This is a genomic window from Serratia sp. Ser99 (assembly GCF_024519545.1).
Lineage (GTDB): Bacteria > Pseudomonadota > Gammaproteobacteria > Enterobacterales > Enterobacteriaceae > Serratia > Serratia liquefaciens.
The window spans coordinates 594,456-609,750 of the sequence record NZ_JALJRT010000001.1 but is presented as its reverse complement, the minus strand read 5'-3'; the positions used below and the strand labels follow the sequence as shown (position 1 = coordinate 609,750).

The 15,295-nt window shown below is 57.1% G+C and carries 19 protein-coding genes; 14 read left to right on the top strand and 5 right to left on the bottom strand.

Annotated elements, in window-relative coordinates:
• Positions 1 to 14 precede the first annotated feature (14 nt).
• Complete coding sequence (locus tag NR114_RS02885) at positions 15 to 509, top strand: DedA family protein (RefSeq protein WP_122078397.1); 495 nt, start codon at positions 15 to 17, stop codon at positions 507 to 509.
• A gap of 13 nt (positions 510 to 522) precedes the next feature.
• On the opposite strand, the gene tolA is transcribed toward NR114_RS02885, so the two are convergent.
• Positions 523 to 966, bottom strand: coding sequence for a cell envelope integrity protein TolA (gene tolA / locus NR114_RS02880; RefSeq protein WP_116690783.1), 444 nt, complete (start codon positions 964 to 966; stop codon positions 523 to 525).
• A gap of 90 nt (positions 967 to 1,056) precedes the next feature.
• Entirely contained in the window at positions 1,057 to 1,257 is a 201-nt protein-coding gene (locus tag NR114_RS02875; RefSeq protein ID WP_020826208.1) for a hypothetical protein, read from the bottom strand.
• A 149-nt stretch (positions 1,258 to 1,406) separates the two neighbouring features.
• On the opposite strand from NR114_RS02875, the gene NR114_RS02870 reads away from it, so the two are divergent.
• Positions 1,407 to 2,231, top strand: a complete 825-nt coding sequence (locus NR114_RS02870; RefSeq protein WP_234529355.1) for an endonuclease — start codon at positions 1,407 to 1,409, stop codon at positions 2,229 to 2,231.
• A 648-nt stretch (positions 2,232 to 2,879) separates the two neighbouring features.
• Positions 2,880 to 4,280: a D-serine/D-alanine/glycine transporter gene (gene cycA / locus NR114_RS02865; protein WP_020826206.1), complete on the top strand. Its 1,401-nt coding sequence runs from the start codon at positions 2,880 to 2,882 to the stop codon at positions 4,278 to 4,280.
• A 51-nt stretch (positions 4,281 to 4,331) separates the two neighbouring features.
• On the opposite strand, the gene rutR is transcribed toward cycA, so the two are convergent.
• Positions 4,332 to 5,006: an HTH-type transcriptional regulator RutR gene (gene rutR / locus NR114_RS02860; protein WP_176983823.1), complete on the bottom strand. Its 675-nt coding sequence runs from the start codon at positions 5,004 to 5,006 to the stop codon at positions 4,332 to 4,334.
• Between the two features lie 259 nt (positions 5,007 to 5,265).
• Between rutR and rutA the strand changes: the two genes are divergently transcribed.
• The 6 genes from rutA (at position 5,266) to rutG (ending at position 10,294) form a co-directional block, all read left to right on the top strand.
• A complete protein-coding gene (rutA, locus tag NR114_RS02855) occupies positions 5,266 to 6,366 on the top strand; it encodes a pyrimidine utilization protein A (RefSeq protein ID WP_116690786.1) in 1,101 nt (366 codons plus the stop codon).
• Positions 6,366 to 7,112: a pyrimidine utilization protein B gene (gene rutB / locus NR114_RS02850; protein WP_149573147.1), complete on the top strand. Its 747-nt coding sequence runs from the start codon at positions 6,366 to 6,368 to the stop codon at positions 7,110 to 7,112. The genes rutA and rutB overlap by 1 nt, the downstream gene beginning before the upstream one ends.
• A gap of 46 nt (positions 7,113 to 7,158) precedes the next feature.
• Entirely contained in the window at positions 7,159 to 7,545 is a 387-nt protein-coding gene (gene rutC / locus NR114_RS02845) for a pyrimidine utilization protein C (RefSeq protein ID WP_115059214.1), read from the top strand.
• A gap of 17 nt (positions 7,546 to 7,562) precedes the next feature.
• Entirely contained in the window at positions 7,563 to 8,366 is an 804-nt protein-coding gene (gene rutD / locus NR114_RS02840) for a pyrimidine utilization protein D (RefSeq protein ID WP_115059216.1), read from the top strand.
• 14 nt (positions 8,367 to 8,380) lie between these two features.
• On the top strand, positions 8,381 to 8,908 hold the full coding sequence (gene rutF, locus NR114_RS02835; RefSeq protein WP_020826200.1) for an NADH-dependent FMN reductase RutF: 528 nt from the start codon (positions 8,381 to 8,383) through the stop codon (positions 8,906 to 8,908).
• 66 nt (positions 8,909 to 8,974) lie between these two features.
• Positions 8,975 to 10,294, top strand: a complete 1,320-nt coding sequence (gene rutG / locus NR114_RS02830) for a pyrimidine utilization transport protein G (protein ID WP_128864175.1) — start codon at positions 8,975 to 8,977, stop codon at positions 10,292 to 10,294.
• A 24-nt stretch (positions 10,295 to 10,318) separates the two neighbouring features.
• Here the strand turns inward: rutG and NR114_RS02825 are convergent, their stop codons facing one another.
• A complete protein-coding gene (locus tag NR114_RS02825) occupies positions 10,319 to 11,233 on the bottom strand; it encodes a DMT family transporter (RefSeq protein ID WP_046373961.1) in 915 nt (304 codons plus the stop codon).
• Positions 11,234 to 11,300: 67 nt separating this feature from the next.
• On the opposite strand from NR114_RS02825, the gene NR114_RS02820 reads away from it, so the two are divergent.
• On the top strand, positions 11,301 to 11,876 hold the full coding sequence (locus tag NR114_RS02820) for a helix-turn-helix domain-containing protein (protein WP_020826197.1): 576 nt from the start codon (positions 11,301 to 11,303) through the stop codon (positions 11,874 to 11,876).
• Between the two features lie 119 nt (positions 11,877 to 11,995).
• A complete protein-coding gene (locus tag NR114_RS02815; protein WP_256813987.1) occupies positions 11,996 to 12,466 on the top strand; it encodes a helix-turn-helix domain-containing protein in 471 nt (156 codons plus the stop codon).
• On the opposite strand, the gene NR114_RS02810 is transcribed toward NR114_RS02815, so the two are convergent.
• Entirely contained in the window at positions 12,450 to 13,373 is a 924-nt protein-coding gene (locus NR114_RS02810) for a LysR family transcriptional regulator (protein ID WP_130015506.1), read from the bottom strand. The genes NR114_RS02815 and NR114_RS02810 overlap by 17 nt on opposite strands.
• Before the next feature lie 68 nt (positions 13,374 to 13,441).
• Here NR114_RS02810 and NR114_RS02805 point away from each other — a divergent pair, with 68 nt between their 5' ends.
• The 3 genes from NR114_RS02805 to NR114_RS02795 all read left to right on the top strand — a co-directional run bounded on the left by NR114_RS02805 (position 13,442) and on the right by NR114_RS02795 (position 15,277).
• Positions 13,442 to 14,059, top strand: a complete 618-nt coding sequence (locus NR114_RS02805; RefSeq protein WP_256813986.1) for a LysE family transporter — start codon at positions 13,442 to 13,444, stop codon at positions 14,057 to 14,059.
• Positions 14,060 to 14,136: 77 nt separating this feature from the next.
• A complete protein-coding gene (gene wrbA / locus NR114_RS02800) occupies positions 14,137 to 14,736 on the top strand; it encodes an NAD(P)H:quinone oxidoreductase (protein ID WP_115059229.1) in 600 nt (199 codons plus the stop codon).
• Positions 14,737 to 14,965: 229 nt separating this feature from the next.
• Positions 14,966 to 15,277: a hypothetical protein gene (locus NR114_RS02795; protein ID WP_020826192.1), complete on the top strand. Its 312-nt coding sequence runs from the start codon at positions 14,966 to 14,968 to the stop codon at positions 15,275 to 15,277.
• The last annotated feature ends 18 nt before the right edge of the window (positions 15,278 to 15,295 follow it).

The window sequence follows — 15,295 nt, the reverse complement described above, 5'->3', positions numbered from 1 at the left end:
TCTGGGGGTCATCCATGGAGACATTAACCGCTATTATCACCAAATACGGCCCGGAGCCCGGTCTCCTGTTGCTGCTTATTTTTCTGTTTGCATTGGGCAAGTCGGTCATTTTCATTTCTTCGGTTCTGCCGCCCGCATCGGTGACGTTGATGTTAGGCATTGTCGCCGGCAAGCCGGTGCTGGCCGATGCTCATGTCTGGGCGGCGATAACCCTGGGTGCCCTGCTCGGCTCCGTTTTGTCTTTCCATTGCGGCGCATGGCTTCAAAAGCGCCAAAGCGGGAACTGGCTGCCGGTCAGATACCGTGGCGCATTGAACAAGGCGCAATCCGCGTTACAGAACAACGGGATCCCGCTGCTGTTTGTATCGCGCTTTCTGGCCGTGATGCGCTATACCGTGCCATTGGTTGCCGGCATGATTGCCCTGCCGCGCAAGCAGGTCTATTGCGCCAGTGCGCTGTCTGCCGGGGTGTGGGCCGTGGCTCTGATGTCTGTCGGTCAGCTGTTTTAATGGCCGCTCTCGATTATTGAGGACGGAATTCCAACGCGGCATTCTTAACCACAGCGTAAACCGCCGGTGTCGGGGGTTTGGGAAAGCTGGCATTTGCGGTTGCCACTACAGCCGCACGGCAAAGTGCGGGATCACCGCCTTCAGCCCGGACATCTAACAGCATGCCATCCGGAGCCAACTTGAGTCGTAATGAGCATTCCTTGCCGGCGTAGACGCTGTCATATTGAAAATGACGTTGAATAGCCGCTGCGATCTGCGCGATATATCGGTTGATCTCTTGCCCAGGTGCTGGCGCCGTTTTACCTTGCAATCCTGCGAAAAGATCATCGACTTCGCCTCCAGATACCTCAGGTTTAGCCGCAGTGCCCGTCCCCGAGCAACCTGCTAACAACAGCGTTGCGATAACGAGCAATACTGCCGACAGGCGAGTTTCCGATCCTGAATTAACTTTTCTCATGATTCCCTTCCTTTTAGAACCGCCCTATCCGCTGTTGACGGGTGCCTGTTCAGAATGCAAAAAGCCCACGCAAGTGGGCTTTATCGTAAATCAGTTCTGCCGGGTTGCGCGCTTCATTTCTCGCTCGCCCGGCGATTGTGTTTTGACGGATAAAGGCGCAACGAATGCCTTCCACTCTTTGCCACCGGCCTGGTCTGCAGAGGCCTTGTTACGCGACTCGTAGTCGTCCTGTTGCCCCGCACAGCCTGACAGTACCATCACACCCAGAGCCATTATTAACGCTTTACGCATCTCTATCTCCCTATAGAAAAAATTTTCGCAAATGATAACAAATCTCAACTCTTAGCGTTAGCTGAAAGCCGGCTGTGAATTATAATAAGAAAATATTATCATTGGCGTGATACCCCACTTCCCTATAAGCAGTGAGTTTCTGATAATCCATGTATCAATACCCTGAACATCTGACCGGTGAGGTCGCCAACCTGCCGCAGAGCTGCGGGGTTTATTTCTTTCACGGCGACAACGGCGCCCATCCCCTCTACATAGGCAAGAGCGTCAACATTCGCCGCCGCGTTCAGTCTCATCTACGCAATCCGCGCGAAGCTCGGTTGCTTGCCGCCACCCGCCGCATAACCTGCATCGAAACCGTGGGGGAGATCGGTGCGCTGCTGCTTGAATCCTCCCTGGTGAAACAGCAAAGCCCGCTCTACAACAAGCGGCTGCGTAAAATCCGCCGGCTATGCGCGCTGCAGGTACAGGACTCCCAAACGCGAATCGTATACAGCGATGCGCTAGACTTTTCCCGGACGCCTAACTTGTACGGCCTGTTTCTGCGGCGTGCGGCGGCCGTCGATTTTCTGATCGACATTGCCGATCGAGAGCAGCTCTGCCTGACGTACCTGGATATTGAAAAAGGACGCCCCGGACAACCCTGCTTTCGCCATCAATTAGGCAAATGCGCGGGAGTATGCTGCGGTAAAGAGACCCCACAAGCGCACCAAAGCAGGCTGCTTAGCGCCCTGGAGCAGGCCCAGGTGCGGCACTGGCCATTCCCCGGCAGGATCGCCATTGAGGAACGACAAGGGCCACTTAAAGCTTTTCATGTCATCAGCAACTGGTTCTACCTCGGTACGGCACCGTCGCTGTCTGCCGCCGAAAAACTCAGTTTCCCGGCCGATGAGTTCGACCGAGACTGTTACCGTATTCTTTGTCGGCGGTTATTCCATGAAAGCCGTGAGCACATTCACTTAATTGATACGCCCTGAGCCCTGCGTAAGCAGATTTATCCCTTTAAAAGTTCCATTATCAATTTTGCAGGGAATAAGCGCCGTAGTGTCTCGATAAATAGATAGAGTCAGGCCTAACTTGCGCCAGATCACTCAACTGAACATTCAGGCTGAATTGATGTGATTTCTGCGAAGCGCGTCCCAAATCTGCCCTCACCGGAAAAGTCAGAAGATAAAAATTATCGCTAACCATCTGATTTGTTAGTGGGTCGTATAGGGTTCGAACCTGTGCCCCATTGCTTGAGGGTCAACTGCTCTACCGACGGAGCTCACCACCCAACGACGTAAACTATTCTCTTCAGCCCCCTCGACGTCAAACGCTTACACCCATTAGTTTTTCTCATGCGATATTTCCAAGACCCTGTTATATCAACAAGATAAGTCAGATCAGGGCTGTTAATCTGCTACGACGAGGAGTAATCTTCCGCCCCCAAGACGTCCGATTTGCCTCCTCGGTGTAAAGAACAATCGACTTTTATCCCTCGCATAAATGTTGTAAACATGTTGCACAAAGGTGGCGTTATTGCACTACCTTACTAAAGCCGGGCCAACCGGATAATCGTATAAAAAAGAGCCACTTCAGAGCTCGCTATTTCACTCATGACAGGTAAAACAGGACATCATCAGATGGTAGATCACTCTAAAATAGCCACAGACGCCGCGCCTGCGTCAGAAGATCATCTACGGCGAAACCTAACTAACCGACATATTCAACTGATCGCCATCGGTGGCGCCATCGGTACGGGTCTGTTTATGGGGTCCGGCAAAACCATCAGTCTGGCCGGCCCCTCCATCATCTTCGTGTACATGATCATCGGCTTTATGCTGTTCTTCGTGATGCGCGCGATGGGCGAGCTGCTGCTCTCCAATCTGGAATACAAATCTTTCAGCGATTTCGCTGCCGACCTGCTCGGCCCCTGGGCCGGTTTCTTTACTGGCTGGACCTACTGGTTTTGCTGGGTGGTCACAGGTATTGCCGACGTGGTAGCGATCACCGCCTATGCCCAGTTCTGGTTCCCGGGATTGTCGCAATGGATCGCCTCGTTGCTGTGCGTCTTGTTGTTGCTGGGCCTTAACCTGGCGACGGTGAAGATGTTTGGCGAAATGGAGTTCTGGTTTGCGATGATCAAAATCGTTGCCATTGTCGGGCTGATCGTCGCCGGGCTGGTCATGATCGCCATGCAGTTCCAATCGCCTACCGGTACCGTCGCGTCGTTCTCACACCTGTGGAATGACGGTGGCATGTTCCCGAAAGGCATCAGCGGTTTCTTCGCCGGTTTCCAGATTGCGGTGTTCGCCTTTGTCGGTATCGAACTGGTTGGTACCACCGCGGCTGAAACCAAAGATCCGGAAAAAGTGCTGCCACGCGCCATCAACTCCATTCCGATCCGCATCATCATGTTCTACGTGTTCGCCCTGATCGTTATCATGTCGGTCACGCCATGGAGTTCTGTGGTTGCCGACAAGAGCCCGTTCGTGGAACTGTTCGTGCTGATTGGCCTGCCGGCGGCAGCCAGCGTGATTAACTTTGTGGTGCTGACCTCCGCCGCCTCTTCCGCCAACAGCGGGGTGTTTTCCACCAGCCGCATGCTGTTCGGGCTGGCGCAGGAAGGCGATGCGCCCAAGTCGTTCGCCAATCTGTCCAAGCGGGCAGTGCCGGCTAACGGGCTGACCTTCTCCTGTATCTGCCTGCTGGGCGGTGTGGTGTTGATTTACCTGATCCCAAACGTCATGACCGTGTTCACGCTGGTGACCACCGTCTCGGCGATCCTGTTCATGTTTGTCTGGACCATCATCCTGTGTTCGTACCTGGTTTATCGCAAGAAGCGTCCGGCGCTGCACCAGAAATCGATTTACAAGATGCCGGCCGGCAAACTGATGTGCTGGGTCTGTATGGCGTTCTTCGTGTTTGTGTTGGTGCTGCTGACGCTGCGCGATGACACCCGCCAGGCGCTGATCGTCACGCCGTTGTGGTTTGTGATCCTGGGCCTGTCTTACGTATTCCTGCGTAAGAAGAAAGCTGCCTAACCCCACAGGGGGATAGTTCGCTATCCCCCTGAATATCCCCTCTCCTGGCGCCTAGCGCGGCCGTATTCCGTCGATAATCACCCTCTGCACGTTCTCTACCGTCTGCTGAAAAAACGCCTCATCTTCTAACGTTTTACCGGTTACCGCTTCTATCTGGACCCAAAAATCGGCGTAGTGCTGAGTGGTCGCCCACAGCATAAAAATCAGGTGATGCGGCTCTATCGGCGCGATATGACCTTCGTCAATCCAGCGCTCGATCATGGCGGACTTCTCGTCCACCAGCATCTTCAACCCGCCCTGCAATTCCTGTTTCAGCAACGGCGCTCCCTGGATCATCTCCAGGCAAAACAGCCGTGAAGCCTGCGGATGATGGCGCGAAACCTCAAGCTTCAGCCGTATATATTCACGAATGGCCTGCAACGGCTCCTGATCGGCGCGCAGCGCTTTCAGCGGCGCCAGCCAGACATCGAGAATGCCTTTCAGCACCGCTACGTAGAGTTCTTCTTTGGAGGGGAAGTAGTACAACAGGTTGGTTTTGGAAACGTCGGCGCGCTCCGCCACCTGATCCAGACTGGTGCCGTGAATGCCGTACAGCGAGAAGAACTCCAGCGCCGCATCCATGATGGTACTGCGTTTTGCAGCTACCGCACGCGAGCGGCGCGTGGGCGGTTTAACGGCTTGTGGCTTCACTGCGGCTCCTTGGCACAATCTGACTCCGGCCAGCATAGCAAAGCCCTGGTATGAAACCCACGCTTTTACCTACCCCTTCCGGGGGATCTTTTGCACCTTTAATGAGCAGGTGCGCCTGTTTTTTGTGCAGATAATTTTGACCACATGGTCTGTTTTGGACCATCCACTCAATAACCGGGCGCCAAGTAAACCATAACAAATTGATAAATAAACAACTTTAAAACATGGCATCGGGTTTGCTTTGGTTCAGGCAAGCAGCCTGTGATTGTCCCCTTCACTGACCCGAGGTATTCAAATGAAAATTGGCGTATTTATTCCGATCGGCAACAACGGCTGGCTGATTTCCAGCAATGCCCCACAGTACAAACCAACGTTTGAACTCAATAAAACCATCGTGCAGAAGGCCGAGCACTACAACTTTGATTTCGCCCTGTCGATGATCAAACTGCGCGGCTTCGGCGGAAAAACCGAATTCTGGGATCATAACCTGGAGTCCTTCACCCTGATGGCCGGGCTGGCTGCCGTAACCTCACGCATCAAGATTTACGCCACCGCCGCCACCCTTACCATGCCGCCGGCCATCGTCGCGCGTATGGCTTCCACCATTGATTCTATTTCCGGTGGACGCTTTGGCCTGAACGTGGTGACCGGCTGGCAGAAACCGGAATACGAGCAGATGGGCATGTGGCCGGGTGACGAGTACTTTGGTCGTCGCTACGACTATCTGGCGGAATACGTCAGGGTGCTACGCGATCTGTGGGGCACCGGAAAATCCGATTTCAAGGGCGAGTTTTTCCAGATGGATGACTGTCGCGTCAGCCCGCAACCCCAGGCGGACATCAAGGTGATTTGCGCTGGTCAAAGCGATGCGGGCATGGCTTTCTCGGCCAAATACGCCGACTACAACTTCTGCTTCGGCAAAGGCGTCAACACCCCCACCGCTTTCGCCCCGACGGCTGCCCGGTTGAAAACTGCCGCCGATGCCGAAGGACGCAGCGTGGCCTGCTACGTGCTGTTTATGATCATTGCGGATGAAACCGACGAGGCTGCCCGCGCCAAATGGGAAAGCTATAAAGCCGGGGCCGATACCGAAGCCCTGGCCTGGCTCACCGAGCAGAGCGGCAAAGACACTAAATCCGGCGCTGACACCAATGTGCGCCAAATGGCCGACCCCACTTCCGCCGTCAACATCAACATGGGTACGCTGGTCGGCTCCTACGCCAACGTGGCGCGAATGATGGATGAAATCGCCACCGTGCCCGGCACCGAAGGCGTGCTGCTGACTTTCGACGACTTCGTGCAAGGCGTAGAAGACTTCGGCGAACGCATTCAACCCCTGATGAAAAGCCGGGCAGACGTTTGCCCACAAACTGCAGCAAGCCGTGAGGTGGCATGATGAAAATTGTTGAAAGCCAACCAGTGGTACGCCGCCAGTCACCGCAAGGCGGAGCGACGGTCACCCTGCCCGCCCGTCCTGAGGCCATCGCCTTTGCGCCGCAGGAAACCGCATTAATCGTGGTCGATATGCAAAATGCCTACGCCTCGCAGGGGGGATATTTGGATTTGGCCGGGTTCGACGTTTCGACCACCGCGCCGGTGATCGCCAACATCAAGCGCGCCATCACTGCCGCGCGCGCCGCGGGCATTAAGGTGATTTTTTTCCAGAACGGCTGGGACAACCAGTACGTCGAAGCCGGCGGTGAAGGCTCGCCTAACTGGCACAAGTCCAACGCGCTGAAAACCATGCGCCAGCGCCCGGAACTGATGGGCAAGCTGCTGGCCAAAGGCGATTGGGACTACGACCTGGTGGATGAACTGCAACCACAGCCTGGCGATATCGTGCTGCCGAAACCGCGCTACAGCGGCTTTTTCAACACCCAGCTCGACAGCCTGCTGCGCTCTTACGGCATTCACCATCTGGTGTTTACCGGCATCGCCACCAACGTTTGTGTGGAATCCACGCTGCGCGACGGCTTTTTCCTCGAGTATTTCGGCATTGTGCTGGCCGACGCCACCCACCAGGCCGGCCCGGCGTTCGCCCAGCAGGCGGCGCTGTACAACATCGAAACCTTTTTCGGCTGGGTGTCGGACGTCGACAGTTTCTGTGACGTTCTCGCCGCTCCGCTTAGCCAGACGGCATGAATCTTGCCTGTTTAAACCCAAAACAACCTTCACCAGGAGCGCGACAATGCCAAAAACAGTGATCACTCCACCGGGCACCGGCAAACCGCTGGCTCCCTTTGTTCCGGGCACCCTGGCCGACGGCGTGGTGTACGTCTCGGGTACGCTGGCCTTCGATAAAGACAATAACGTCGTTCACGTCGGTGACGCCGCGGCACAAACACGCCACGTGCTGGAGACCATCAAAAGCGTGATCGAAACCGCCGGTGGAAGCATGGACGACGTGACCTTTAACTCGATCTTTCTCACCGACTGGCAAAACTATGCCGCCATCAATCAGGTATATGCCGAGTATTTTCCCGGCGATAAACCGGCCCGCTACTGCATTCAGTGCGGGCTGGTGAAGCCGGACGCATTGATTGAAATCGCCACAGTGGCCCATATCGGCCGCTGAGCCATTGAGGATCGAGCATGTACTTTGAGATTTTGGGAAAAGATACGCCACTGGCGCCGACGCTGGTGCTGTCCGCAGGCCTCGGTGGCTCGGGTAGCTTCTGGCAACCGCAGATTGATGCGCTAACCCGGCATTTCCGGGTGGTCATTTACGATCACTATGGCACCGGCCGCAGCAAAGGCGTGGTACCGGACGGCTATAGCATGGCCGATATGGCGGATGAAGTAGCGCAACTGCTGCGTTCGTTCAGTATCGAACGCTGTTATTTCGTCGGCCACGCGCTGGGCGGCATGATTGGCCTGCAACTGGCGCTCACCCAGCCGCAGTTGCTGGAAAAACTGGTGGTGGTCAACGGCTGGCCGGCGCTGGACAGCCAGACCCGGCGCTGCTTCCACGTCCGACAGGATCTGCTGCTTAACAGCGGCGTTGAAGCCTATGTGCGCGCCCAACCGCTGTTTCTGTTCCCCGCCGACTGGCTATCGCAGCACGAAGCCTTGCTAGGTGAAGAGTTGCAGCACCAAACCGCGCATTTTCAGGGCACAGAAAACCTGCTGCGCCGCCTGAATGCATTGATCAATACCGATTTCCGCCCTCACCTGGCGGACATCACCACACCAACCCTGGCCTTGTGCGCGCGCGACGATCTGCTGGTGCCCTATCTCTGTTCGCATCAGCTGGCGGAAAGCCTGCCCAACGGCGAGCTGGCGCAGATGACCTACGGCGGCCACGCGATGAGCGTGACCGACAGCGAAACTTTCAACCGCACCCTGCTGGACTGGCTATTGAAAACGCCGAACGCCAGCAGCAGCCTCGCCCTCTAGCCCGGAGATACCTTATGCAAAGCCAAACAGGGTTTGCCGATGCACCGCTGCAACCAGCGTACGTAGAAAAACAAGACTTCCGCGATGCCATGGCCCGCCTGGGATCGGCGGTGAATATCATTACCACCGACGGTCCCGCAGGCCGCGCCGGTTTTACCGCCTCTGCGGTATGCAGCGTCACCGACACGCCCCCCACGTTGCTGGTGTGCCTGAACCGCTCGGCGTCGGTGTATGCGGTGTTCAAGCAAAACCAAACGCTGTGCGTCAATACGCTGGCGGCAGAGCACGAATCGCTGTCGAATCTGTTCGGCGGCAAAACGCCGATGGACATGCGATTCTCCGCCGCTCGCTGGTCTACGCTGGTGACCGGCGCCCCGATTTTGCACGGCGCGCTGGCTTCTTTCGATTGCCAAATCAGCCAGATTGTCAGCGTCGGCACCCACGACATTCTGTTCTGTCAGGCGGTGGCGTTGGCCCGCAATGACCACAGCCACGGCCTGGCCTATTTTGATCGGCGTTATCACTCGCTGTTGAAACAATGATCGGCGCGTAGCCGCAACGCTCGCATCTGTAACCCTAACCTGCACCTCAATATTTTGGAGATGACGATGGCGAATACCTGGTTTCCCCAATGGCGGCTGAAGCAAGGCAATCTGGACGGTGCGGTTGTTGCGCCCGATGAACGGCTGCCAGTGACCCAGACGTTGGTGATGGGTTTGCAGCATGCAGTGGCGATGTTTGGTGCTACGGTGCTGATGCCTTTGCTGATGGGCTTTGACGCCAATCTGGCCATTCTGATGTCCGGTATCGGCACGCTGCTGTTTTTTCTGGTGGTCGGCGGTCGGGTACCGAGCTATCTCGGCTCGAGCGCGGCATTTGTCGGGCTGGTCATCACCCTGACCGGTTACAGCGGCCAGGGCGCCAACCCCAATATTGCCCTGGCGCTCGGTGGCATCATCGCCTGCGGGCTGGTGTATCTGCTGATCGGTTTCGTGGTGATGAGCGTTGGCACCCGTTGGATAGAGCGGCTGATGCCGCCGGTAGTGACAGGGGCGGTGGTCATGGCTATTGGCCTCAACCTGGCGCCCATTGCGGTGCGCAGCGTTTCAGCCTCCCATTTTGACAGTTGGATGGCGGTGGTCACTATCTTGTGTATCGGTTCGGTGGCGGTTTTTACCCGCGGGCTGATGCAGCGGTTGCTGATCCTGGTTGGCCTGATCGCCGCCTATTTGATTTACGTCGTGGCGACCAACGGTTTTGGCCTCGGCAAACCGGTGGATTACAGCGCACTGAGCCTGGCCCCTTGGTTCGGTCTGCCGCAATTCACCGCCCCGGTATTTAACCTGCATGCCATGCTGCTGATTGCCCCGGTAGCGATCATTTTGGTGGCGGAAAACCTCGGGCATGTGAAAGCGGTAGCGGGCATGACCGGCCGGGATCTTGACCCTTATATCGGTCGCGCCTTCGTCGGCGACGGGTTGGCGACAATGCTTTCCGGCTCGGTCGGGGGCACCGGAGTGACGACCTATGCCGAAAATATCGGGGTGATGGCGGTCACCAAAATCTACTCCACGCTGGTGTTTGTCGCCGCCGCAGCGGTGGCGATTGTGCTGGGGTTTTCACCCAAGTTCGGTGCATTGATCCACACTATTCCCGGGCCGGTGCTGGGTGGTGCTTCGATCGTGGTGTTCGGCTTGATTGCCGTCGCCGGCGCGCGCATCTGGGTGCAGAACAAGGTTGATCTGGGGGATAACGGCAACCTGATTATGGTGGCGGTAACGCTGGTGTTGGGTGCAGGGGACTTTGCGTTAACCCTCGGCAACTTCACCATGGGGGGCATTGGCACCGCCACTTTCGGTGCCATTATCCTCAATGCGCTATTGCGCAACCGTAAAATCTTGCCACTGGCGGACAGCGCTACCCGTTAGCACCGCGGCCCGGCTTGCCGGGCCTTATTCAACCAACGCCGCCTTTGCTTTACGTCGAATACGCATTTCGCTGACCAGCACGCCCAATACGATCAGCGCGCAACCCAATAGCGCTACACCCGGCAAACGCTCGCCTGCAATGCGCCCCACCAGCCCGGCCCACACCGGCTCGCCGGCATAAATGACCGTGGCACGGGTCGGCGAAACGCTTCGTTGCGCCCAGTTCATCGTCACTTGAATGATGGCGCTGGCCAGCCCCAGACCGACTGCGCTGTAGAGCAGGTAATTGCTGTAAGGCGGTACCGACTCGCCGGTCGGTACCATCATCAGAAACGCAGCCAGCGAGGCCGTCGCCAATTGCACCACCGTCACCCGCTTAACGTTAACCTTGCCCGCATAGGCACCAATCAAAATGATCTCGGCAGCCATGCCCAGCGTGCCAATCAACGTCAGGATCTCGCCGATGCTAAGCGCCATATCGGCACTGCTTGGCGCGGCCAAGAGCATCAGGCCACTGAAGGCCAATAACACGCCGACCCAGGCCATAACGCCGGGGAAGCGCCCGAGCACCAACCACTGCAATAACGGCACCATCGGCACATACATGGCGGTGATGAACGCCGACTGACTGCTGCTGATGGTTTGCAGCCCCACGGTTTGCAGGCCGTAACCGAACATGATGGCGATACCGATAAACACGCCCGCTTTCAGCTCGTACCAGGTCAATCCGCGTAAGCTGCGCAAGGAGAATAACGTCAGCACCAGCGTAGCCGCAGCGAAGCGCAAACCCACGAAGAAGAACGGCCCGCTGACCTGCATCGCAAGATGGACCGCCAGAAAGGTTCCGCCCCAGATCATGGTGATGAAAATCAGCACCGCTTCCTGCCGCTTTATCGTGGGAATGAAAGTGAAAATAGAGGATTTTTTTACCGCAGACACCGGCTTGCCCTTCCTGCTGGGTGCAATATAATGCACAGTTCCTGCCAGTATGAGGTAAAGCCCTGGGATGAGCAATACGGTGAACAGCGGTAAACATGAAGCGCCCAAGGTGTTGCAATACCTGAGCAGCAACCTGCGTGGCTATCGCCAGCAGGCGGGGCTAAGCCAGGTGATGCTGGCGGAAAAATCCGGCGTCAGCCGCCGCATGCTGGCCGGCATCGAGGCCGGTGACCGCAACGTCAGCCTGGCGGTGTTGGACAAATTGGCCGAAGCATTGAATATCGCCTTCACCGATCTGATCCAGGCTCCCGAAGCGCGCGGCAGCCATTTGGTCGGCGAATTGGCATGGCAAGGCGTACAGCCGGCAAGTCAGGCTCTGTTTGCCGCCAGCGTGCCTGCTCGACAGCGGGTTGAGCTTTGGGAATGGACGCTGATGCCCGGCGAGCACTACGATTCTGTGCCGGATGCCGAAGGCTGGAGTGAAATAATCTACGTGATTACCGGCAGCCTGACGCTGGTGCTGGAACAGCAAACCCTGACGCTGGACGCCGGCCAAACCCAGGTGTTCAACAGCGATCAGCACTATGCCTACGCCAACCGCACCGATTTTCCGCTGCGCTTTATCCGCAACGTCACCTTCTAACCCGCATACCCAGCGGGTTGTCACCTGGCTGTCGTACAGATGTCATGCGCCTGTCGTGGCAGTCAACGGCCTCAACTCCTACACTTGGCCTCAATGAAGGTTCATTTTTGGAGCGTGCAATGCAAACTTACCGCATCCGGCAACTACGGCTGGAAAAAGGCTGGTCTCAGGAACAATTGGCCAGCATTGCCGGGCTTAGCACCCGTACCGTTCAGCGCCTTGAAAATGGCGAGCAGGCCAGCCTGGAAACCCTGACCGCGATAGCCGCGGCGCTGGAGTTACAGATTGGCGATCTCAACCAGCCGCCGCAACAGGAAAACAGCGACAGCAGCCAGGCCGAGCAGGCGATTCGCCGACAGGTGGAGGAAGAAGGCAGGCTGCTGCGCATGATGGTGAGGTTCGCATTTATCGCAGTGCTGTTGTTCGCCATTAACTGGTTTACTCATCCGCAATATCTGTGGTCGCTGTGGGCCATGGCCGGCATGAGTATCGCGGTGATTATGCGCGCGACGCGCACCCTGCTGTTACGCGACTTCTTCAGCCGTTGGCAACGCCAGCGCCTGGAGCAAAATCTCAAGCGTCTGCACTGAGTTTCAGCCAGTCAGCCAGCCGGGCCAGCGCGCTGCCCGGCCTGATTTCTTGCGGCGTCAGCAGACAATAACCGCTACCGTCCGACGTGAAACCAAAGGGGGCGCTCAGTAGCCCACCGGCCACATCATCCCGCACCTGCTGCCAAGGGCCGATAGCGACGCCTATCCCCGCCACTGCCGCCTGCAAACTGAAGTAAAAGTGATCGAAACGCTGCTCTGGACAGCCTTCCAGCGACACACTCTGCTGCTGAGCCCAATGCCGCCAGGCATCAGGCCGGGTGGCCGAATGTAACAGCACCGCATCGCGGCTCAACTGCGGCTGACCGGCGTGGAGGGCGATAAAACGCGGCAGCATTTCTGGCTTGCATACCGGCCCGACTTGCTCGTTGAACAGCCACTGGCTGTGCAGCTTATCGCCCCAGTCAAAATCGTTGCGCCGTAGGGCGGCGCTGATGCCGTCGTGAAACGAAAATGGCCCGCCGCCCGCGACCAACTGCAGATGGATGTCCGGGTGCGCCAACTGAAACGCAGGCAGGCGGGGTATCAGCCAACGCATCAATAGCGTCGGCTCACAGGACAATACCAGCGGTGCGTCCTGTGCCTGCTGCCGCAGTTGTTGCGCAGTCTGCTCCAGGATGCCGAATGCCTGCTGCGACGCCTGAAACAACGTCCGCCCGGCGGCCGTCAGATACACCCGCCGATGACGACGTTCAAACAACGCAATACCCAGCTCATCCTCCAGCGCCCTGACCGCACGACTCACCGCCCCGTGCGTCAGGTTTAAACTGTTCGCCGCCTGGGTGAAACTTTCCAGCCTGGCCGCCGCTTCAAAGCATCGCAATCCGCCCAATGACAGTGGCCGGCTTATTTTGCGTGAGTTTTTCTCACCGAAATCGTCAGTTTTCATCGTTTGTCACCGTCGGCTATTCCCTTTATAAATCAGCCACTCTCTTCTGATTCATCTACAGGATTACTATGACCGAACTCATCGCTGTCGTCACCATCACTTTACTTGCCGTCATTAGCCCAGGGCCTGATTTCGCCATGGTGTCGCGCAACAGCCTGTTGCTTTCCCGTCGTGCCGGCGTGGTGACCGCTTGCGGCATTGGCGCCGGGGTGTTGATCCACGTGAGCTACACCCTGATCGGCGTCGGCGTGCTGATCCAGCAATCGCTGTGGCTATTCACCCTGTTGAAGATGATTGGCGCTGCCTACCTGATTTACCTGGGTGTCAGCATGCTGCGTAATGCCGGTGCTGCCACGGTTTCTGCCGGCGCGCCCCCCACCGCCGCCAGCGATTTCGCCGCGCTGAAAACCGGCTTCTTAACCAATGCGCTGAACCCGAAAACCACCATTTTTGTCGTCAGCCTGTTTATGCAGGTGGTTAATCCACAGACGTCGTTGGCGGTGCAAATCGGCTACGGCTTGTTTATCGCCCTGGCCCATATCCTGTGGTTCAGCGCCGTTGCGCTGCTGTTTTCCGCGCCGGGCATCAATGCGCGACTGCTGCGCCTGCGTAAAGGCATAGACAGGGTATTTGGTGGCCTGCTGATTGCCTTCGGTGCGCTGCTGGCGATAGCCGGGATGAGATAAGGCCACAAGGCCAAGTTCCGCATTCACTCCTATGCTTAGGAAGCATCTCTTTCATCCACCACAGCGGAGAACGGAACATGGCGAAAATTTTGGTGCTGTATTACTCAATGTACGGACATATTGAAACCCTGGCGAACGCGGTAGCGGAAGGCGCACGCAAGGTCAGTGGCGTAGAAGTTACCCTGAAACGCGTGCCGGAAACCATGCCGGCAGAAGCCTTTGCCAAAGCCGGCGGCAAGCAAGATCAACAGGCTCCTGTCGCCAGCCCGCAGGAACTGGCCGATTACGACGGCATCATCTTCGGTACCCCAACCCGCTTTGGCAACATGGCGGGCCAAATGCGGACCTTCCTCGATCAAACCGGCGGGCTCTGGGCTTCCGGCGCGCTGTACGGCAAGGTAGGCAGCGTATTCTCTTCCACCGGTACCGGCGGTGGTCAGGAGCACACCATCAGCTCAACCTGGACCACGCTGGCGCACCACGGTTTCATTATTGTGCCTATCGGTTACGGAGCACCCGAGCTGTTTGACGTTTCACAAACCCGCGGCGGCACCCCTTACGGAGCAACCACCATTGCCGGTGGCGACGGTTCGCGCCAGCCCAGTGCGGAAGAGCTGGCCATTGCCCGCTTCCAGGGTGAACACGTAGCGAAAATCACCGCCAAGCTGAAAAGTTAAGCTATCACCTGACCGATGGGGCCGCGGATTCCTGCGGCCCCATCTTGTTGCCAACCCCCGGCAAGGTTAAAATGCCGCTCAGCCTGCCATTCACTACCTGAACGTCACGGTCGAAATTCGTTCTGCCCGCCAATCACCGGCCTTTGCCCTGATGACGGGCGTTCTGTTTTTGCGCATAGCGAAGGGAAATAAGTCAGTGTCTAAAGATTTTGATGAACTAATAAGAGACATGGATCTTATTATTGAAAATGTAGACAGTTTCAAGGCTATGGCCCCGCGCGCACCCGAGCCCCCCGCAGCACCGCCTGCGGTTCATCACTACGATTCGTTCTGCGAGAATGTGGCGCTGAAAGTGGTGTTGAAGGTGCTGCTCTCGTCGGTGGATAAGATCGTCAAGGTACAGATTGCCAATAAGGTCGAGCAGGAAATTGCTCAAATAGAACAGCAGGTGGTACGTGCCGGCGGTGGGCCTGTGTCCCCCGAGGATCTGGCGCAAATGACGCAATACGTGCGTCGCACCGTAAACACCCTGTTGGAATAATCGCCATTGCGATTAAAA